This is a genomic window from Acidocella aluminiidurans (genome assembly GCF_055383125.1).
Genome location: NZ_AP031589.1, coordinates 3,252,536 through 3,270,420, shown reverse-complemented (window position 1 = coordinate 3,270,420; position 17,885 = coordinate 3,252,536). Strand labels below are relative to the sequence as shown.

The 17,885-nt window shown below is 62.7% G+C and carries 20 protein-coding genes and 2 tRNA genes; 8 read left to right on the top strand and 14 right to left on the bottom strand.

Annotated elements, in window-relative coordinates; all coding sequences use genetic code 11:
• The first annotated feature begins 12 nt into the window (after nucleotides 1-12).
• Both ACZ46S_RS16115 and ACZ46S_RS16110 read left to right on the top strand, forming a co-directional pair.
• Nucleotides 13-804, top strand: coding sequence for a S49 family peptidase (locus ACZ46S_RS16115; protein WP_464062569.1), 792 nt, complete (start codon nucleotides 13-15; stop codon nucleotides 802-804).
• On the top strand, nucleotides 801-1,262 hold the full coding sequence (locus tag ACZ46S_RS16110; RefSeq protein WP_464062568.1) for an N-acetyltransferase family protein: 462 nt from the start codon (nucleotides 801-803) through the stop codon (nucleotides 1,260-1,262). The genes ACZ46S_RS16115 and ACZ46S_RS16110 overlap by 4 nt, the downstream gene beginning before the upstream one ends.
• Before the next feature lie 98 nt (nucleotides 1,263-1,360).
• On the opposite strand, the gene ACZ46S_RS16105 is transcribed toward ACZ46S_RS16110, so the two are convergent.
• The 3 genes from ACZ46S_RS16105 to purM are packed head-to-tail and all read right to left on the bottom strand — an operon-like array spanning nucleotide 1,361 to nucleotide 3,204.
• On the bottom strand, nucleotides 1,361-1,534 hold the full coding sequence (locus ACZ46S_RS16105) for a hypothetical protein (RefSeq protein ID WP_155992649.1): 174 nt from the start codon (nucleotides 1,532-1,534) through the stop codon (nucleotides 1,361-1,363).
• Between the two features lie 45 nt (nucleotides 1,535-1,579).
• Nucleotides 1,580-2,176, bottom strand: coding sequence for a phosphoribosylglycinamide formyltransferase (purN, locus tag ACZ46S_RS16100; protein WP_295737183.1), 597 nt, complete (start codon nucleotides 2,174-2,176; stop codon nucleotides 1,580-1,582).
• On the bottom strand, nucleotides 2,176-3,204 hold the full coding sequence (gene purM, locus ACZ46S_RS16095; protein WP_464062567.1) for a phosphoribosylformylglycinamidine cyclo-ligase: 1,029 nt from the start codon (nucleotides 3,202-3,204) through the stop codon (nucleotides 2,176-2,178). The genes purN and purM overlap by 1 nt, the downstream gene beginning before the upstream one ends.
• 109 nt (nucleotides 3,205-3,313) lie before the next feature.
• Between purM and ACZ46S_RS16090 the strand changes: the two genes are divergently transcribed.
• The 4 genes from ACZ46S_RS16090 to ACZ46S_RS16075 all read left to right on the top strand — a co-directional run bounded on the left by ACZ46S_RS16090 (nucleotide 3,314) and on the right by ACZ46S_RS16075 (nucleotide 7,499).
• Complete coding sequence (locus tag ACZ46S_RS16090) at nucleotides 3,314-4,609, top strand: AI-2E family transporter (protein WP_464062566.1); 1,296 nt, start codon at nucleotides 3,314-3,316, stop codon at nucleotides 4,607-4,609.
• A complete protein-coding gene (locus tag ACZ46S_RS16085; protein ID WP_464062565.1) occupies nucleotides 4,545-5,072 on the top strand; it encodes a hypothetical protein in 528 nt (175 codons plus the stop codon). The genes ACZ46S_RS16090 and ACZ46S_RS16085 overlap by 65 nt, the downstream gene beginning before the upstream one ends.
• A gap of 54 nt (nucleotides 5,073-5,126) precedes the next feature.
• Nucleotides 5,127-7,307: an RNA degradosome polyphosphate kinase gene (locus tag ACZ46S_RS16080; RefSeq protein ID WP_464062564.1), complete on the top strand. Its 2,181-nt coding sequence runs from the start codon at nucleotides 5,127-5,129 to the stop codon at nucleotides 7,305-7,307.
• 116 nt (nucleotides 7,308-7,423) lie between these two features.
• Nucleotides 7,424-7,499: transfer RNA gene (locus ACZ46S_RS16075), tRNA-Thr, on the top strand.
• 353 nt (nucleotides 7,500-7,852) lie between these two features.
• On the opposite strand, the gene ACZ46S_RS16070 is transcribed toward ACZ46S_RS16075, so the two are convergent.
• From ACZ46S_RS16070 to ACZ46S_RS16035, 8 genes are all read right to left on the bottom strand, one after another.
• Nucleotides 7,853-8,536, bottom strand: a complete 684-nt coding sequence (locus ACZ46S_RS16070; protein WP_464062563.1) for a YdaU family protein — start codon at nucleotides 8,534-8,536, stop codon at nucleotides 7,853-7,855.
• Between the two features lie 14 nt (nucleotides 8,537-8,550).
• Complete coding sequence (locus ACZ46S_RS16065; protein ID WP_464062562.1) at nucleotides 8,551-8,862, bottom strand: hypothetical protein; 312 nt, start codon at nucleotides 8,860-8,862, stop codon at nucleotides 8,551-8,553.
• A gap of 454 nt (nucleotides 8,863-9,316) precedes the next feature.
• Nucleotides 9,317-10,096: a hypothetical protein gene (locus tag ACZ46S_RS16060; RefSeq protein WP_464062561.1), complete on the bottom strand. Its 780-nt coding sequence runs from the start codon at nucleotides 10,094-10,096 to the stop codon at nucleotides 9,317-9,319.
• Between the two features lie 44 nt (nucleotides 10,097-10,140).
• The gene (locus ACZ46S_RS16055) at nucleotides 10,141-10,416 is read right to left on the bottom strand and encodes a hypothetical protein (RefSeq protein ID WP_464062560.1); all 276 of its coding nucleotides are present in this window, start codon (nucleotides 10,414-10,416) and stop codon (nucleotides 10,141-10,143) included.
• Complete coding sequence (locus ACZ46S_RS16050) at nucleotides 10,413-10,694, bottom strand: hypothetical protein (RefSeq protein ID WP_464062559.1); 282 nt, start codon at nucleotides 10,692-10,694, stop codon at nucleotides 10,413-10,415. Before ACZ46S_RS16050 ends, ACZ46S_RS16055 begins: the two co-directional genes overlap by 4 nt.
• A 45-nt stretch (nucleotides 10,695-10,739) precedes the next feature.
• Nucleotides 10,740-10,952, bottom strand: a complete 213-nt coding sequence (locus tag ACZ46S_RS16045) for a helix-turn-helix domain-containing protein (RefSeq protein WP_464062558.1) — start codon at nucleotides 10,950-10,952, stop codon at nucleotides 10,740-10,742.
• 609 nt (nucleotides 10,953-11,561) lie between these two features.
• Nucleotides 11,562-12,794 carry a tyrosine-type recombinase/integrase gene (locus ACZ46S_RS16040; RefSeq protein ID WP_464062557.1) on the bottom strand — a complete coding sequence of 411 codons (1,233 nt, stop codon included), beginning with the start codon at nucleotides 12,792-12,794 and terminating at the stop codon, nucleotides 11,562-11,564.
• An 896-nt stretch (nucleotides 12,795-13,690) separates the two neighbouring features.
• Entirely contained in the window at nucleotides 13,691-13,897 is a 207-nt protein-coding gene (locus ACZ46S_RS16035; protein ID WP_464062556.1) for a hypothetical protein, read from the bottom strand.
• 185 nt (nucleotides 13,898-14,082) lie between these two features.
• Between ACZ46S_RS16035 and ACZ46S_RS16030 the strand changes: the two genes are divergently transcribed.
• A complete protein-coding gene (locus tag ACZ46S_RS16030) occupies nucleotides 14,083-15,120 on the top strand; it encodes a Hint domain-containing protein (protein ID WP_464062555.1) in 1,038 nt (345 codons plus the stop codon).
• 91 nt (nucleotides 15,121-15,211) lie between these two features.
• Here the strand turns inward: ACZ46S_RS16030 and ACZ46S_RS16025 are convergent.
• Nucleotides 15,212-15,301 (bottom strand) — tRNA-Ser (locus tag ACZ46S_RS16025).
• A gap of 47 nt (nucleotides 15,302-15,348) precedes the next feature.
• Nucleotides 15,349-16,203 (bottom strand): ATP-binding protein, encoded by an 855-nt coding sequence (locus ACZ46S_RS16020; protein ID WP_464062554.1) that lies wholly within the window; start codon nucleotides 16,201-16,203, stop codon nucleotides 15,349-15,351.
• 74 nt (nucleotides 16,204-16,277) lie between these two features.
• Between ACZ46S_RS16020 and yajC the strand changes: the two genes are divergently transcribed.
• Nucleotides 16,278-16,637 (top strand): preprotein translocase subunit YajC, encoded by a 360-nt coding sequence (gene yajC, locus ACZ46S_RS16015; RefSeq protein ID WP_295737163.1) that lies wholly within the window; start codon nucleotides 16,278-16,280, stop codon nucleotides 16,635-16,637.
• Nucleotides 16,638-16,838: 201 nt separating this feature from the next.
• Here the strand turns inward: yajC and ACZ46S_RS16010 are convergent, their stop codons facing one another.
• Complete coding sequence (locus ACZ46S_RS16010) at nucleotides 16,839-17,840, bottom strand: bifunctional helix-turn-helix transcriptional regulator/GNAT family N-acetyltransferase (protein ID WP_464062553.1); 1,002 nt, start codon at nucleotides 17,838-17,840, stop codon at nucleotides 16,839-16,841.
• Nucleotides 17,841-17,885: the final 45 nt, after the last annotated feature.

Genomic DNA, 17,885 nt, shown 5'->3' with positions numbered 1-17,885 from the left:
GATAAGGGAGCCATGTGGCTCCCTTTTTCAAAGCCGAAAATTCCCGTGGTGCAGTTGCGCGGCATCATCGCCGCGCGGCCGGGTATGTTAAACCTCGAAGGCTGCGCCCCGCTGCTGGAACGCGGCTTCGCCCTGGCCAAAAAATCCGGCCATCTGGTGCTGGCGATCGAGAGCCCCGGCGGCTCCGCCACCCAATCCGACCTGATCGGCCAGCTGATCCGCCGCCGGGCGGAAAAAACCGACATCAAGATCACCGCCGTGATCGGCGATCTCGGCGCTTCGGGGGGCTATTGGCTGGCCTGCGCGGCGGATGAGATCTACGCCTCACGCCTCTCCATCGTCGGCTCCATCGGGGTGGTGACGGAAGGCTTCGGCCTCAGCGACTTCATCGCCCGCTATGGCATTGAACGCCGCACCCTCACCGCCGGCGAGAATAAGCGCCGCAACGACATGTTCGCGCCGCGCCGGGCCGAGGACGAAGCCTTCACCCAAAACCTGCTCGACGATATCCACGTCATGTTCAAGGACTGGGTCCGCAGCCGCCGCGGCAGCCGCCTGACCAGCGATGAAACCCGTATTTTCGATGGCGGCTACATGCTGGGCGAGCAGGCCAAGGCCCTCGGGCTGATCGATGGCTTCGGCGATGTCGAACAGCTGGTGAAAACGCTGGGCGGCGAGAAAGCCCGCCCGCTTTGGCTGAAACCCAAGCCGCCGCGCGGCCTCTGGCGCCTGATTTTCCGCAACGCGGCGGAAGCGATGCTGGACGTCGCCGAGGAACGCGCCGCAAGCATCAGAGTCAAATGACCATGTCCACCCTGACCACCCGCCGCGCCACCCCGGCCGACACCGACCTGTTCCTGCAAATGTGCCGGGATTTCCACCTGGAGGACGGCTCCCCGCTGGATGAAGCCGGAGAGGCCACCATTGCCCATATCTGCGCGGGTGAAACCCTGGCCCCCGCCTTTTTACTCGAACATGAGGGCGCGCCCGCCGGCTTTTTCGTGCTCACGCTGGGCTATAGCGTCGAGAATGGCGGCACTGACGGGTTCATTGACGATATCTATCTGATCCCGGCTTTGCGCGGCCAGGGGCTGGGCCGGCAAGCCGTGGACCTCGCCATCGCCGCCGCGCGCGAGGTCGGCATTCGCGTCCTGCTGCTTGAGGTGGAGGCGCATAATGAACGCGCTTATAGCCTGTATCGTAAAATGGGCTTCGCCGACACCAAACGCCGCCTGCTGCGCCAGGTGATCGCGCAGGATTAGCGCCTCAAGCTCTTAGCTTGAGTCGCTAAGTTTTGTTTTAGCGAGCAATTTCATGTGTTTAAGTTGCCGCTGTCGCGTCAACCTAAACACATATTGCTCTAGCGCCAAACCGTCAGCGCACCGATAAACAACAGCCCGAACACCACCGCCGCCACATTCAGCGCCAGGAATTTACCGAAACGCTGCCAGCCCTGCCGGGCGGGGGTATCGAAATCGATATCATACTCGCTGGCCGGGGCGTGGGCATGGCCCTCCGGGTGGGTGCTGGTCATGTGAGATTTCCCGCTTCGTCTGTTTTCGTTGCGGAAAACCTATCCTCAGCCCTGTTTCGTAGGCAAGCTGATTTTGCGCGCCAGTTCCGCCAGCATCGCCGGGTAAAGGCGATGCTCCTGCTCCAGCACCCGCGCCGCCAGCGCCGCCTCGTCATCGCCCGGCAGAACCGGCACCCGGGCCTGGCCCAGAACCGGCCCCTCATCCATGCCCTCGGTGACCAGATGCACGGTGCAGCCATGCTCCGCCTCGCCCGCCTCGATGGCGCGCCGATGCGTATCCAGCCCGGGAAATTTCGGCAGCAGCGAGGGGTGGATATTCAGCATCCGCCCCGCCCAACGCTGCACCAGCCAGGGTGTGAGCAACCGCATATAGCCGGCCAGGCAGATAATCTGCACATCCCGCGCCCGCAGCTGCGCGTCGATCGCCCGCTCATGCGCCTCACGATCCTTGCCGAACGGCTTGGCCGGCACGGCCATCGCCTCCACCCCAAGCCCGCGCGCAATCTCCAGCCCCGCCGCCTCCGGCTTGTTGGAGAGGACCAGCACGATCTCAGCCGGAAACTCCGGCGCCTGCGCGGCCTTTACCAGCGACACCATGTTGGAGCCGCGCCCGGAGATCAGAATCGCAACGCGCGGCTTCATCAGGCGAAGAGCTTATCCTGGCCTGCGACGACGATCCCCTCTTCGGCGGTGACATGGCCGAGCAGGAAAGGCTGCTCACCCGCCTCACGCAGCAGCGCCATCGCGGCCTCGGCGTCGCTGACGATCAGCGTCATGCCCACCCCGCAATTGAACACCCGCAGCATCTCTTCCGGCGCCACCTTCGCGGTCTGGGCCAGGAAGGGGAAGATTTCCGGCATCGCCCAGGGGCCGTTCAGCACGGCGCCGCAGCCCTTCGGCAGCGCGCGCGGCAGATTGCCCGGCAGGCCGCCGCCGGTGATGTGGGCCGCGCCCTTCATCAGCCCGGCCTTATGCAGCGCCAGCATCGGCTTCACATAGATCCGGGTCGGGGTGGTCAATAGTTCCGCGGCGCGCCGGCCGAGAATCTGCGAATCCCACCCCAGCCCGGCATCCTGCATGATCCGCCGGACCAGCGAGAAGCCGTTGGAATGCACGCCCGAGGAGGGCAGCGCCAAAATCGCATCGCCCGTCGCCACACCGGCCGGCAGCAGCGCCCCGCGCTCGGCAGCCCCGACGGAGAAGCCGGCCAGATCATAATCGCCCTTGGCGTACATGCCGGGCATTTCCGCCGTCTCACCGCCCACCAGCGCGCAATCGGCCTGTTTGCAGCCCTCGGCGATGCCGGCGATGATCCGCTTCGCGGCATCCACATCCAGCGCCCCGGTGGCAAAATAATCCAGGAAGAACAAAGGTGCCGCACCCTGCACCACCAGATCATTCACGCACATCGCCACCAGATCGATGCCGACATAGTCGTGGATCCCGGTCTCGATGGCGATTTTCAGCTTGGTGCCGACGCCATCGGTGGTGGAGACCAGCACCGGGTCGGTAAAGCCCGCCGCCTTCAGATCGAACAGCGCGCCAAAGCCGCCCAGCCCGCCCATCACGCCGGCCCGGGTCGTCGCCTTGGCCAGCGGCTTGATGGCTTCCACCAGCGCATCGCCAGCCTCGATATCCACCCCGGCATCCCGGTACGTCACGCTAGTCATGTCAGCCTCCGATGCGCTAAGCCAGCGCCATGGCGCTGCTTCAAAATTCCGGCGAAATCCCGCCGCCTTTCAACACAGCCGGCGGGGCCGCGCAATCTTACCAGGGGGCATGATGTACGAAAACAAGGCCGATATGCAGCGCTATAAGCGCGTGCAGTGGCAGCGTCTGGCGCTCCTGGTTGTGGTGATGGCCGCATGCTGGCTCTGCTTCCGGCTTTTCTCCTCGATCCTGCTGCCCTTCGTCGTCGCCGCCGGCCTTGCCTATTTTCTTGATCCCCTGGTGGAACGCCTCGACAATCTCGGCATCAGCCGGCCCTATGGCACGCTGCTGGTGCTGCTGGCCTTCGGCGTCGTGGTCATTCTGTTCATCCTGCTGCTCTATCCGGTGATCGCGGCACAGGCCTCGTCCTTCATCTCCAACGTCCCTACTTATATCCAGACGGTCCAGGCGGATTTCGCCAGCCTGATGCGCAATCTGCAGCACCGCCTGCCCTACCAGCTGCGCACCAAGCTGCAGGATCTCGCCTCCAACCAGGCCGATACGCTGGTGACCTATGCCGGCAAGGCCGCCTCCAACATCATCGGCAGCGGTTTCGCGGTGGTGAACGTGCTCACCCTGCTCATCGTCACCCCGGTCGTCACCTTCTATTTCCTGCGCGACTGGCCGAGCATCATCCGCCATGTCGATAGCTGGCTGCCGCGGCCTTATGAAGGGCTGATCCGCGCCCAGGCGGTGGAGATCAACAAGATCCTCTCCGCCTGGATCCGCGGCCAGGCGATCTGCTGCCTGGCCCTGGCCGCCATCTATGCCATCGGCCTTACCGTGATCGGGCTGGATCTCGGCCTCATCGTCGGGCTCACCGCCGGCATCCTCTCCTTCATTCCCTATGTCGGCACGCTGCTGGGCGGCATCACCGCGATGCTGCTGGCGCTCAGCCAGAACCAGGGCTGGCATGGGGTGATCGCGGTCCTGATCGTCTTCGCCGTCGGCCAGGGTCTGAATGATTATGTCATCCAACCCCGCTTCCTGGGCGACCGGGTCGGCCTCTCCGCCGTCTGGGTGATCTTCGCCTTGTTCGCCGGCGGCGCCGCCTTCGGCTTCCTCGGCATCATGCTGGCGGTGCCGGTCACCGCCACGCTGGGTGTCCTCACCCGCTTCTGGCTGCGCCGCTACCTGCTCTCCCCGCTTTATCTCGACGCCCCCCCGAATGAGGCAACTCGTCCTGCCCTTCGCGGAATTGTCGCTGCCTTATACGGAGGAGGATTTCTGCCCCGCCCCCTCCAACGCGGCCGCGCGCGAATGGCTGGCCCGGCCGGAAGCCTGGAGCAACGGCCGGCTGGTGCTGTGGGGCGAGGCCGGCTGCGGCAAAACCCATCTGCTGCATCTCTGGGCGCAGAGCCATGAGGCGCGCATTGTCGATGGCGCCTCGCTGCGCGGCCTCATCCGCCCCACCCGCCCGGTGGCGGTGGACGATGCCGACCTCACGCCCGAACCCACCGCCCTACTGCACCTGCTCAACGCCGCCGCCGAGGACGGGCTGCCAGTCCTGCTCGCCTCCCGCCCGCCGCCGATCCGCATGGGCTACAAGCTGGCGGACCTGACCAGCCGGTTGCGCGCCTCCGCCAGTGTCGAAATCCGCGCCCCGGAAGATGAGCTGCTGGAAGCGCTGCTCACCCGCCTGGCCGCCGCCCGTCAGCTCAGCCTGCCATTGCCAGTGCGCAACCTGCTGCTCCTGCACCTCCCCCGCGCGCCCGCCTTTTACCGCGAAGCCATCGCCCGGCTGGACCGGCTGGCCATGGATCGCGGGGCGCGCATCACCCGCCCGATGGCCATGGAAATCCTGGCGGAGATCGCCTCCGACGCGTAAAGTTTTTACTCAATCATAACATGTCATCTTTGATGACCTTGGTATAAATCCGTCATGGACCAGCAGACTCCCCCACCTGTCGTTGAAACCGCCCCCGATCTTGCGATCGGGCTGCATGACCCCGCCCGCTTCATCAACCGGGAACTCTCCTGGCTGGATTTCAATTTCCGGGTCGTCTCGGAGGCGCGCAACGCCCGCCACCCGCTGCTTGAGCGGCTGCGCTTCGTCTCCATCAGCGCCTCCAATCTGGATGAGTTCTATTCGGTCCGCGTCGCCGGGCTCATCGGCCAGGCCCGCGCCGGGGTGCTTGAGCATTCCGCCGACGGGCTGACCCCCGCCCAGCAGCTGCAAGCGATCAAAACCCGCTCGCGCGAGCTGATCAACGCCCAGCAATCGGCGTTTGAGGAGGTGCGGGGCCTGCTGGCCAAGGCCGGGCTGGTGGTTCTGGCCGCCGCCGAGCTGACCACCGACGATGCCAGCTTCCTCGACTCCTATTTCATGGAACGCGTCTTCCCGGTGCTCACCCCGCTGGCGGTGGACCCGGCCCACCCCTTCCCCTTCATCCCGAATATGGGGCTGGTGATGGCGCTCTCCCTGGCGCGCGACGATGATCGCGGCCAGATGTCGGCGCTGATCCCGCTGCCCAGCCAGATCGAGCGCTTCATCCGCCTGCCCTCCGGCACCGGCCCGATCCGCTTCATCATGCTCGAAGAGCTGGTGGCGATGAACATGCAGCGCCTGTTCCCCGGCTTCTCGGTCCAGGGCTCCGGCCTGTTCCGGCTGATCCGCGATACGGACGTGGAGTTCGAGGAGGAGGCCGAGGATCTGGTCCGCTCTTACGAAAGCGCGTTGAAACGCCGCCGCCGCGGTGTCGCCATCCAGCTCACCATCCAGGCCGACATGCCCGATGATCTGCGCGAGTTGGTGATCGACGCGGTCGAGGCCCCGCCCGAGGAGGTCTATACCGAATCCGGCATTATCGGGCTGGTCGATGTGAAGCAGCTGATCGTCGATGACCGGCCCGACCTGCTCTTCGCCCCCTACACGCCTCGATTTCCCGAGCGTATCCGCGATTTCGCGGGGGATTGTTTTGCCGCCATCCGGGCCAAGGATATTCTGGTCCATCACCCGTTCGAGAGTTTCGATGTGGTGGTGCAGTTCCTCCGCCAGGCGGCGATCGACCCGAATGTCGTCGCGATCAAGCAGACGCTCTACCGCACCAGCCGCGACAGCCCCATCGTCAAGGCGCTGATCGAAGCCGCCGAGGCCGGCAAATCCGTCACCGCCATGGTGGAGCTGAAAGCCCGCTTCGACGAGGAGGCGAATATCCGCCTCTCCCGCGCGCTTGAGGCCGCCGGCGTGCAGGTGGTGTTCGGTTTCGTGGGCCTGAAAACCCACGCCAAGCTCTCCTATGTGGTGCGGCGCGAGGCCGGCAGCTTGCGCGCCTATGCGCATTTCGGCACCGGCAATTACCACCCGATCACCGCGCGCATTTATACCGATCTCAGCTTCTTCACCTGCGACCCGGCGATGACCCGCGACGCGGCGCGGCTGTTCAACTACATGACCGGCTATGCCAAGCCGGAGGCGATGGAGCAGCTCGCCTTCTCGCCGCTGACCACGCGCAAGACGCTGGACCAGCAGATCGACCACGAGATCGCCAATGCCAAGGCCGGCAAGCCGTCCGGCATCTGGCTGAAGATGAACTCGCTGGTGGATGCCAAGCTGATCGACCATCTCTACGAGGCCAGCCGGGCAGGTGTGCCCATCCAGGCGGTGGTGCGCGGCATTTGCTGCCTGCGCCCCGGCGTGCCGGGCCTCTCCGAGACGATCAAGGTGAAATCCATCGTCGGGCGCTTCCTGGAGCATTCGCGGATCTATATTTTTGCCAATGGCCAGGCGATGCCCTCGCGCGAGAACAAGCTGTTCATCTCCAGCGCCGACTGGATGGAGCGCAACATGGATTTCCGCGTGGAAACGCTGGTGCCGATCCATAACCCCACCGTGCATGCGCAGATCCTGGACCAGATCATGGTCGTCAATCTGCGCGACGACGCGCAGAGCTCCGAGTTGCGCGCCGATGGCAGTTGGGTGCGCGTCACCGCTGGCGACCCGCCGGCCTCCGCGCATGACTACTTCATGACCAACCCGTCTCTCTCCGGCCGCGGCTCCGCCCTGCATGGCGGCCTGGCTACCGAGCGGGTGAAGCCAAAATATAAGCGCCGGATGGACTGAGCGGCGCCCACCAAAGCTGCAAAGCGGGACGGAAATTCCAGCCCCGCTTTGCCCGCTTGAGGCTGGATTTTTGTATTCCGCTATGCCATACGCCCAACCTGCCTCCAGAGGCTCATGCCGTCCTAGCTCAGTTGGTAGAGCAACTGATTCGTAATCAGTAGGTCGCCGGTTCGATTCCGGCGGACGGCACCAGCAAAATCAACAACTTAGACAACTTCCACCACCAGCCACGCCCAACGCATCTCAGCTGGGGCACCACTGGGGCATCAACAACGCCGAGTCACCCGCGCCACGCCAGCACGCGCCGCGCCTCCTGCGCGCGCGAAAGGTTTACACGTGGGATGGTTCTCTGGGTCTTTTGACGCCATCTGCCGGCGTCCTTCAGGCGCATCAAAGGGAGCGCATCACGTTGTCGTGGCGCTTCCCGGTCAGTTCGGCTGGACATGGTGGGGCCGGTCGGGGCCGTCACCAGGGCCGGGGCGGGAAGCGCTTCACGCGGCTTCCCTGTTCGCCCAGCAGCTCGGCCATGGTGTCGGGGGGGTCGGTCAAAAGAAGCTCCCCATGTCGCGGCTGCGGGCGTTGCCGCCGGCCTCATCAAGCCAGCGCTCACCGTTCAGCCAGGTTGCCGGGTGCGGCTGGTATTCCGGCCGGGGGTCGAATTGGTGGGCCTCCACGGCGCTGATGATTTGTTCCGCCGTGGCCTTGGTGAGCGCCTTGGCCCACGCCTTGCGCGCGGCCCCCTTACTCACCTTGCGGGGATAGGCCGCCCAGAACCGCTCAAAGGCCGGATCGCTGCCACGGGCAGACCGCTTCAAGCGCGGAGCGCTTGATGGAGAATCCGAAGGATTCTTACTTGAAGGTGAAGGTGGAGGTGACGTGCTAGCTTTAAGCTCGCGGTTTGACAGCATTGCCGCCGCGCCTTTCTTTGCGCGCTCTGTTCGAAAAGCCTTGTTTTTGTGCGCTTTCTCCAGCTCTTCCACGATGCGTTTTTGGTACAGCTTCCCGTCTTGTTCATAAAAAAACGCGCGCATTATTTCGCGGATTTTTTTCCATTTATGCGATGTGAGTTTTGCGATGGAGGCAAGCTGGCCATCGTCATCCGGTAAGCTTTCTTGCTGCCAATGGTGCAGTAAGAGCAGGAAATAAGCGCCGTGCATCTCAGTTGTCAGGTGGCCGGTACTAGCCAGATAATCCCCCCCGTAGAGGGGCATCCAGATATCGGTTTTCATGCCGACTCCAATAGTTACTGGGCTGGTTGAAGCCTCGGGTATGGCCGGTATTTCGTCACTTTGAGCCGCCGCGCGGCGGCCTCGCTGAATGTGATGCCCGCCACGGTGGCGAGGGACGGGCCGAACATGGCCAGAGCCCCATTGCGAAGCGCCCGCCATGGTTGGTCAGGGCAGCCGGCGGCGATCAACTTGCGGGCCAGGCTCGGGATGCTGCCGGCGATGGATGAGGCGCTGAAGGTGCGCCCATCCCAAACCGCCTGGGCGTGGTCGATTTGCAGCCGCTCGCCCCCGGCCTGGTACGTGGGGGGCAACATGTCGATCAACATGCGGTTTTCCTTGGATACGGTGAAGGGTAAAAATCGGCCTTACAGGGTGAGGCGCTAGGGTAGGTGCGCCCGGGACGTTGCGCCCGTCCTGGGCGTCTCCCGTTACCCCGCGCGCGAGGGGCCGCTTTGATAGGCTGGGTGGGTCTCATCTCCCACGATCAGGTTGTATCTCGGGTGCCGTTGCCCCTTGCGTCGGGGCGTCGGATCCAGGGCGGCGCGAATTTCCGCCATAGCGCCACGGATGGCAGCGGCGGCCTCGGCCATTCGTATGCGATGGGGCTGCGGGGCAGTTTCGGATTGCTGGATGAGGCGCGCGGCGGTCGCCGCAAGTTTTTCAAATGGGGTCATTTCATGTCCCAAAACTTGGGGTGATGTTGGGAGCCGCCACGGTGGACGACTCCCGCTTTGCGACGCCCGGCCGGTTCGCATTCGCTGGCCGGGCCGGTGCTGACGGCTATCGGGGCGCCTCAGAGGGGAGGGAGATCAAAACGTGCCCCATCGCCTCAATCGCCACCTGGGCGCTCGCATCCAACCAGATCGGCCGCCCTGCTTTGATTTCGAGCGTTCCGCCGTTGTTCCAGATCCCAAAACTCTGGTTGCAGACGAACAGCCCTGGCTGGCGGGTTGGCGTTGTTGCTTTCGGCAAAGGGCCGATGGCTTCCTCTGCCAGTTTCCCCCAAGTCCGATGCAGCGCCGGGGCGCGTGTATCAACCGGCAGCCCCTCCTTGCCCGGCTGGATGCCCGCGCCAGCCTTGATCGCGTGCGGGACAGGAAAGCCGGCCGCAAAGGCTTGTGTGATGACCCGCCGCGCGGCGGCATCCGCTGCGGCGGCTTCGTGTAGAGCGGTTTGGGCCGCCTGGGCGGCCTGGCCTGCGCGGTGCATCTCGGCAAGTGCGGCCACCACGCGCGGGCGATGGGCCAAACCATGAGACATGCGCCATTCCTCAGCACTTCGCTGGGCGTGCTGAAGTTGTCGGGTGAGGATTTCGTTCTGGTGGGCCAGGCTGGTTTCGGTGCTGGCGGTGCCAGCCTCGATCTCCGCCAGTTGTTGGGGGCTAATCGGCTCCCCCTTGGCGGCGGCATCCAGCGCGGCTTTGCGGCGGCGCTTGTGTTCGGCAAGTATCCTTTCAAGCTCTGCTATCGTGCCGCGCGTGGCCTCAACGCGGGCCTGCGTGGCGTCGTGTTTTTCGCGTGCGGTGGCGATCACCACTTCATCGGGTGCAGGATATTCCATTTGAAAATCCTTTTCAGCGGCATTGGCCGCTTGGTGGAGGAAGCTCAGAGCTTGGCTCTCGGGGGTAGGCCGACGCGTGCGCGCTCGGTGTTGCGCATCAAATCCAGCTTGGCTTCGCGGTACTCTGCCGGCGACATGTCGCGGGCGTGCTTGGGGCCAAACAGGTAGGGCTTTGTGGCCTTGAGCGCCGTTACCGTTTCCGCCGGGGAGAGTGTCGTGTCTTCAGCGGCGGCGATGGCAACAAGCGCCGGATCATATGCGCCGGCATTGCGGGCCGCCTCGGCGATGGCCGCCGCGCGGAGGGGGTTGTTGTCGCTCATACTGCGCACCCGCCGGCCGGATAATTGGCGCTCAAGGCACGCTTGACGCACCCTTCCAGGGCGTCCAGCTGGCAGCGCACATCGTGAATTTCGTCGCTGAGCTTTTCAGCCAGCCACGATATTGTTTGCCACCGCGCACCGCCTGATGCCCGCTCAGACTGCCCCAACATCTCCGCCACCTCGGAATGAGCGGACAGCTCACGCTGATGGCGGCGTATCTCCTCGAAGCAGCGCGCAATCTCCCGCGCTGACGCCAAGGCGTCATCGTTGATTTCCATTATCAATCCTATGAGATTTTAAAGCGCGGTCCCGCCGCGCGCGGGCTAGGCTGCTTTGTTCGGCAGAGGGCGAAAAGTCGCTTGCGGCATACTATCGACGAACCGGCGCAAGCTAGCGCCATCAATCAAAGTTCGTTTGCCGTTTTTGCGAGCTTGCAGGTGCCCGCTGCGAAGTCGCCGATAGATTTCGGCACGGGTCAGCGCAAAGGTGGTAGCAGCATCCTTGATCGAGTAAAAACAGGGAGCGCAACGGTCCATAGTGAATGGCCTATGTGCAAAGGTTGAAAAGGCCCCGGACGCATCCGGAACGATTTTGGCAAATAGCCGAGCTAGCATTGCCTTGTAAAGGAAAAAATGAAGATAAATACTTGTGATTTTGTGATTTTTGAAAATGATATGTTCACAAACTATGGAGTTACACCTTGGGGGAAAACAAGAGAAAATCCCCGGTTTTGAAGGCTAAAAGTTTTTAACAAGCATTTGATTTAATTAGTTATTCGAAACCTCGTCCAGCAATTTACGGGGTTCGGCGGACGACCGCTCCGCCAACTCTCCCCAATAAGCGCATGATTTTTCTTAATAAAAAGTAGCCAGTCGCTGCCGACTCACCATCTGACTCACCACCGAAGCTTCACACAAAAAAAATGTAAGTGCACATACAGAAAAATTACAGGCATTTAGTCGAGCAACTTTTCTTTGGGATAGGTTTGAATCCCGGAAAAGCACCGAGAATCAAAGGGCTTAATTCTCTTTTTTGGCGTCGGGCTAAATTTTAAAAAATTTTTGCGGTAATTTGTACGACTTGCGTACGGGCGTTTTGCCCAAAAAAAGGGGTACCCCCCCTTCCCTGCCCGGCCGTCGGCCGCCTCATGCGTGGCGCAGCGGCACAACCATAGCTCCCCCCGCCTCGATCCCATCCAATCGGTCCGCAAGGCGTTGCAGCGCTGCCGCCACTTGTGGCCGGTAGCGCGACCGGTTATAGGTTGCTGCCAGCTGGCTGCGGATCGAGACATGGTTCAACGCCGCCTCGATAATGTCCGGCATCTCGCCCATTTCGCCCAGCAGCGTCGCCCCGGTCCGGCGGAGGTCATGCCGCGTCCATCCCTCGGTGTTGCTCGCCTTCATGATCTGCTTCGTGGCGCGGTCGAAATTGTCCAGCGTGCCCCCGGCGGCGGTACAGAATATCAGCCGCCCCTCTGCCCCCGCCTTTAGCTCCCCTGCATCATCAACCGGCCGCAACGCGGTCAAGATGGCAAGCGCCTGGGCAGATAGCGGCACGATATGGGGCTGCCCGTTCTTGGTCTCGCGGATCGTCCACGTCTTGGCCTTCACGTCCACGTCCTTCCAGCGGGCGCTGGTGGCTTCGGAGCGGCGGGCCAAGGTCAGCAACAGGAAGCGCAGGCAAGCCCCATACGCCCCCTCAGCGGTACGCAGGACGGGCAGCAGGCGGGACAACTCCGCTTCATCCAACACCCGGTCACGGCGGCCGGTGGTGGCCGGCGGCACAAGGTCCGCAACGTCACGCGGCACATAGCCCCGCCCGGATGCCGCTGCCCATTTCAGCATTGGCCGCACATAGCGCACAGCCGCCGCAGCAGACTGAGCCGAGGGCCAGGAAGCCGCCTGCAACTGGAAGTCCCGCGCCTTGAGCATGTCGAGCGGCCTTTTCAGCAGCGGCTTGAACACGCTCTCGATGCGCCGCCGGCAGTCTGGCCAGGACTTCAGGGTGCAGCCTTGCTTGCGCTCATACAGCTCCAGCAACGCCGCCAGCGTGCCCACACCTTCCCGCGCTGCCTTGGCTACAGCGCGCTTGTGGCGAGCATCCGCTATCGGGTCCGCCCCACGGCGCAGATCCGCCCGCGCGGCTCGGGCTGCCTCCCGCGCTTCGGCAATGCCCATGGCGGGAAACTCGCCCAGCATCACCCGGCGGCTGCGCCCCATCGCATCGCGGGCACCCAGAACCCATGTTCTGCCCCCATTGGCGGTCACGCGAAGGCGCAATCCTTGCTGCCCCGTGTCCGCCAACTCCTCCCGCTTGCCGGTCTCGGCCGCCCGCTTAGTGGCGGCCTTAATGGCAGACTCAGTTAGGTGCGTTTTCATAACGATCTCCGCTGGGGCATCACTGGGGCATCACTTGGGGCATCATCACCATGGCATTTCAGGGGACGATCCGGGACACACAGTTAGCGGGTAATCGCCAAAAACTCAAGGAAAACAGCCGAAAGCTGAGACGATCTAAAACGCGGGGCATCACCTTAAAAAACCAGCGCCCGTTAATTCGTAATCAGTAGGTCGCCGGTTCGATTCCGGCGGACGGCACCATATTTCCTTTGAGTTTCAGTCACCTACCGGATGCAGAGATAATTTCTTTGGAATTATCCGATTGAATGTCCGCACCGTGTCCGCAATTTTCACTAACCGGTTGCCGCGAGACAATTGACACGACGCCAACGCCATTCATCGTCGTGTTTGCGGAGGGAAAAATCATGGCAACAGCGCCTCTGTTTTTATTTGAGATCTCCGTGCGTTGAGAACAAACCATGCACGAAGAGCCCCGTAAAACGCTCCGCTTCGCACCTCGCCTTAAACGCTGTCACGCGCCGCTCGACGAAAACGTCATAATTTATGACCGTTTTTTGCTACGATCGTCGACAGGTTGCGGATCAGCAAAAGAATATGCTCAGCACACAGAAAAAGTTATATTCGCTAACCAATTCCGTCTGATCAGATCGGAGTCTTTACTTTAAGGTGACCTGGCATGCGGCCTAGTGGAATTCGGTTGCAAGCCACGGATGACGGCCCCGATTAGATCTTGTTGAGTTCCCGAGACGGCGGCGTTGGAACACCCAACTATAGTGCTTATGGGAAGCCAACATTTTTGGCGTTGGGGTTCCAACATGCCGATGACTGGAGGTGGTGGGGGCTCGTTTTTAGAGACGTCACCCCGCCAGGGGCGGTCGCAGTACGCACACACCCCGCACGAAACCCAACCTGTTTTATCGCATGATCACTCTGGCGAAGATCCCATACAGCCACCAAACACGCACATCGAAAATCAAAATCACAACTACAGTGCCAGGCGCCCAAGACAAATGGTCGCGCAAGGCGCGTACCGGCGTAGCCTCTGGCGCGGCGGGGATCTGGTCTTCAGGGTATTGCGCGAGCCGCGCCGTCCGCTTGCGCCAGACATAACGATCCAGCATTGCCCCACACCAACTTGAATCAAAAATGAGACGATTTTAGATTTATCACGGAAAATTGTCTCTAAAAACGAGAAAAACCGCTTCTATTTTATTTACTTCTACACCGACGCCGTGAATAAAAGCCGCGCTTTCGCAATATTTTCTGCTTTTCGCCGCAATGAAAAATTTTTGATCCGGAGCGCTTCATGGCCAATACGCTTGTTTCCACCTCGTTCTCCAACGTGGTGTTCAGCCCTGCTTCCGGGATTGCCGGTGGCGAGACGCTCTCAGGTCACCTGGCCGCGACCTATAACAGCACTGGGACATTGATCAGCGAGACTGGCACCATTTCCCTGACGGAGACGCTGACCACAGGCGGCGTCACCACGGAAAGCTTTACCCTGAACAATGCCGGGACGGTGGTTGGCGATCAACTCAGCGGCAGCGGGATCAATTACAACACCTCGAACGGCACGACCTCAGGTTACGAGATTTTTATCCCCGAAGCCTCGTCCTCCGGAACCGGACCGACCTATTCCGATCTGCATCTGGACTGGAATTCGGCCACCAACCCGGTGTTTTTCCTCGGCCAGGAAACCAACACGACCAGCGGGAACGCGCAATATTCGGCGTTGATGCATGATGGCAACGCGTTGACCCTGACGTCGAGCGGCACCGAGGTCAGCACGGTGACCATCCTCTGCTTCTATGCCGGCGTCCGCCTGGCCACGCCGTCCGGCGAGAGGCCGGTGGAGTCACTCCAGCCGGGTGATCTCGTGCTGACGCGCAACGGGCCGATGAAGGTGCTCTGGCTTGGCCAGAGCCACGTCTCCACCCGCTTCGCTGATCCGCTTCGGACGCTGCCGATTCGCATCACCGCCGGAGCGCTGGGGGCTGGCCTGCCGAAGCGCGACTTGCTGCTCTCGCCGGACCACGCGATTTGCTTGAATAATATATTGGTGCAAGCGAGTGCCCTGGTGAACGGCACCAGCATCCTGCGGGAGGCGAACGTGCCGGAATGCTTCACCTATTATCATGTCGAGCTGAGCAGCCATGAGCTGCTGCTGGCTGAAGGGCTGGAAGCGGAAAGCTTCGTCGATAATGCCGCGCGTCGGAGTTTCCACAATTGGGATGAGCGCACCGCGCCGATGGCACCGATCGCCGAGATGGACATGCCGCGCGTGAAGTCCGCCCGTCAATTGCCCGCTGCCCTGCGGCAGCAGCTGGCGGCCGAGGCCGCATAGCGCAATGGGCATCCAGGGTGGGGCGGATCGCCCCGCCTGGCGTTCACGCTTCCGCATGGCTCAAAAGGGGCGGGATTAAGAGGCCGTAAAATGGCGGAAGAGGTGGGATTCGAACCCACGGTACGCTTGCACGCACGGCGGTTTTCAAGACCGCTGCCTTAAACCACTCGGCCACCCTTCCAGCGCCGCCGGGCCTCTAGATTCGCCCGGCGGCCATCCTTTCCCGCGTCAGGCCTCCAAGGTCAAGCGCACACCCAGCCGTCCGGCCAGATCCTGGATGAACTGCCAGGCCACCCGCCCGGAGCGGCTGCCCCGCGTCATGCTCCATTCCACCGCCGCGGCGCGCAGCTCCGGCGTCTCGATCGGCAGCCCGTAGGCCGCCGCATAGCCCTCGACCATCGCGAAGAATTGCTGCTGATCGCCGTTATGGAAGCCGATCCACAGCCCGAACCGGTCGGAGAGCGACACCGCCTCCTCCACCGCCTCGCCGGGATTGATCGCGGTCGAGCGCTCATTCTCGATCATGTCGCGCGGCATCAGATGCCGGCGGTTGGAGGTGGCGTAGAACAGCACATTCTCCGGCCGCCCTTCGATGCCGCCATCCAGCACAGATTTCAGCGCCTTATAATCGGCGTCGCCCTTCTCGAAGGAGAGATCGTCGCACAGGATCAGGCTGCGGCGCCGGGCGTCGCGCAGCACATTCAGCAGCGCCGGCAGCGAGCCGATATCCTCGCGATGGATCTCGATCAGCGCCAGCGAATCCTTAAATTGCCGGTTGGCCTCTGCATGCGCCGCCTTCACCAGCGAGGATTTGCCCATCCCCCGCGCGCCCCAGAGCATGGCGTTATTCGCCGGCAGCCCCTTGGCGAAACGCAGCGTGTTCTCCAGAATCAGCGCCTTCTGGCTCTCCACCCCCTGCAGCAGCGAAATCGCCACCCGCGAGACCTGTTTCACCGGGCTCAGCCCGCCAGAGTGCGGGTGCCAGACGAAGGCGTCCGCCTGCATCAAATCCGGGGTGCGCGGCGGCGGCGGTGCCAGGCGCTCCAGCGCCTCGGCAATCCGGCGCAACAGGTCATCATCCATTCTCGTCTCCTCCTGTTGACTGCAACGGCGCGCACCCTATGGTCCGCGCAACTTCACGGCAACCAGGAGTGCCCATGTTCATGTCCGCCGCTTACGCGCAAACCGCTTCCGGCGCCGCCGCCTCCGGCCCCGCCGGAATCGCCGCGCTGATGCAGTACGCGCCGATCGTCCTCATCGTCATCGTCTTCTATTTCCTGCTCATCCGCCCGCAGCAGAAGCAGCAGAAAGAGCTGAAGGCGAAGCTCGGCGGGCTCAAGCGCGGCGACAAGGTCGTCACCGCCGGCGGCATCGTCGGGCTGGTGAAGAAAACCGTCGAGGGCTCAAACGAGATCGAGGTCGAGATCGCCCCGAACGTGACGGTGAGCATTGTGCGCTCGACCATCAGCACCGTGCTGGCGCCGGCCGCGCCAGCCAATGACTCGGTCAAGAAGTAAAGCAGAAACTCGGGGGCTTTTTGAAAAAAGCCCCCATACCCAAAATTTTCGCGACCTTAGAGACTGTTTCAAAAGTCGCTATGGTGAGTCGTCAAGGGGTGATTTGCAAGCACCGGAGCGCAGCGTACTTAAGGTACGTGAGCACCGGCGCGCAGCAAATCGCCCCTTGACGGCCGCCAGAGTGGCTTTTCAAACAGTCTCTCAGGCGGCTGCCTTGGCGCCGTTCGGGCTCAAGGGGAACAGCATGGCGACGTTGCAGCGCTCATAGCGCGCCCCGAATTCCCGCATGATGCCCTCATCATGCCGAAAGCCCAGCTTCTCGTATAAATGCACGGCGGCGGCGGATTTGCTGTTCGAGAGCAGATAGAGCCGCCTGGCCCCCAGCGCCCGCACCCTGGCGATCATCTCGCGCAGCAGAAACTCACCGGCCTTGCGCCCCCTTGCCGCCTCCAGCACCCCCATCTTGCCAAGCTCATACTGGCCCTCGCCGGTCTTCAGCAACGCGCAGGTGCCGACCACCCCCAGCCCGTCCGCCTCGACAAACCAGATCTCCCCGCCCTTTTCGATGATCCGCTCGCGTGGATTCTCCAGCACGTCGAGATCCGCTGGCTCCAGCCGGTACATCGTCTCGATCCATTCCCGGTTGATCTGGCCGAATAACGCCGCCCGCTCATCGCTGAAGGGCAGCAGCCGCAGCCCGGCCGGGGCAAAACGCTGGTGCAGCGGCTTTCGCGCCAAAGCCGTCTCGATCGCGTCGATCTGCGCCAGAAACTGCGCCTCCATCCCGGCCAGCAGATCCCTCACCGCCGCCTCCACCTGCGGCCAGACCAGAGCCTTCGAGCAGGCCATATCCGCCTCGCCCTGGGGGGTGAGAGAGACAGTCTTGTGCCGCTGGTCCTTATGCAGCCGGTCGATCGCCACCAGCCCCATCTCCGCCAGCTTCGCCGCGTTGCGGGTGATCGCCGGCTGGCTCAGCCCCATCGCCTGGGACAACTCCCCAATGGTCTGCGGCCCATACGCATCCAGCGTCGCCAGCAGCGAATATTGCGCGGGCTGGATATCCAGCCCCACCGCGCCGCCCAACGCCGCCACATCGCCCTGCATCCGCTCCGCCAACCGCTTCAACCGGCTGCCCAGAAACAAAGCCGGGCGCTCTTTCAGAATATCGCCGCTCATTCCCGCCTCACAAACATAACTAGACATATAACTAGATATGTTTATGCGCCAGAACCCCCCGCATGGCAATGC

Bases quoted from the DNA above. Each gene is read 5' to 3' on its own strand.
- ACZ46S_RS16020 (WP_464062554.1), bottom strand. From the start codon at position 16,203: ATGGATGATGACCTGTTGCGCCGGATTGCCGAGGCGCTGGAGCGCCTG.
- ACZ46S_RS16065 (WP_464062562.1), bottom strand. From the start codon at position 8,862: ATGTTGATCGACATGTTGCCCCCCACGTACCAGGCCGGGGGCGAGCGG.
- ACZ46S_RS16115 (WP_464062569.1), top strand. From the start codon at position 13: ATGTGGCTCCCTTTTTCAAAGCCGAAAATTCCCGTGGTGCAGTTGCGC.
- ACZ46S_RS16070 (WP_464062563.1), bottom strand. From the start codon at position 8,536: ATGAAAACCGATATCTGGATGCCCCTCTACGGGGGGGATTATCTGGCT.
- ACZ46S_RS16055 (WP_464062560.1), bottom strand. From the start codon at position 10,416: ATGAGCGACAACAACCCCCTCCGCGCGGCGGCCATCGCCGAGGCGGCC.
- ACZ46S_RS16080 (WP_464062564.1), top strand. From the start codon at position 5,127: ATGGACCAGCAGACTCCCCCACCTGTCGTTGAAACCGCCCCCGATCTT.
- yajC (WP_295737163.1), top strand. From the start codon at position 16,278: ATGTTCATGTCCGCCGCTTACGCGCAAACCGCTTCCGGCGCCGCCGCC.
- purN (WP_295737183.1), bottom strand. From the start codon at position 2,176: ATGAAGCCGCGCGTTGCGATTCTGATCTCCGGGCGCGGCTCCAACATG.
- ACZ46S_RS16040 (WP_464062557.1), bottom strand. From the start codon at position 12,794: ATGAAAACGCACCTAACTGAGTCTGCCATTAAGGCCGCCACTAAGCGG.
- ACZ46S_RS16050 (WP_464062559.1), bottom strand. From the start codon at position 10,694: ATGGAAATCAACGATGACGCCTTGGCGTCAGCGCGGGAGATTGCGCGC.
- ACZ46S_RS16035 (WP_464062556.1), bottom strand. From the start codon at position 13,897: ATGCTGGATCGTTATGTCTGGCGCAAGCGGACGGCGCGGCTCGCGCAA.
- purM (WP_464062567.1), bottom strand. From the start codon at position 3,204: ATGACTAGCGTGACGTACCGGGATGCCGGGGTGGATATCGAGGCTGGC.
- ACZ46S_RS16010 (WP_464062553.1), bottom strand. From the start codon at position 17,840: ATGTCTAGTTATGTTTGTGAGGCGGGAATGAGCGGCGATATTCTGAAA.
- ACZ46S_RS16060 (WP_464062561.1), bottom strand. From the start codon at position 10,096: ATGGAATATCCTGCACCCGATGAAGTGGTGATCGCCACCGCACGCGAA.
- ACZ46S_RS16090 (WP_464062566.1), top strand. From the start codon at position 3,314: ATGATGTACGAAAACAAGGCCGATATGCAGCGCTATAAGCGCGTGCAG.
- ACZ46S_RS16110 (WP_464062568.1), top strand. From the start codon at position 801: ATGACCATGTCCACCCTGACCACCCGCCGCGCCACCCCGGCCGACACC.
- ACZ46S_RS16105 (WP_155992649.1), bottom strand. From the start codon at position 1,534: ATGACCAGCACCCACCCGGAGGGCCATGCCCACGCCCCGGCCAGCGAG.
- ACZ46S_RS16030 (WP_464062555.1), top strand. From the start codon at position 14,083: ATGGCCAATACGCTTGTTTCCACCTCGTTCTCCAACGTGGTGTTCAGC.
- ACZ46S_RS16045 (WP_464062558.1), bottom strand. From the start codon at position 10,952: ATGGACCGTTGCGCTCCCTGTTTTTACTCGATCAAGGATGCTGCTACC.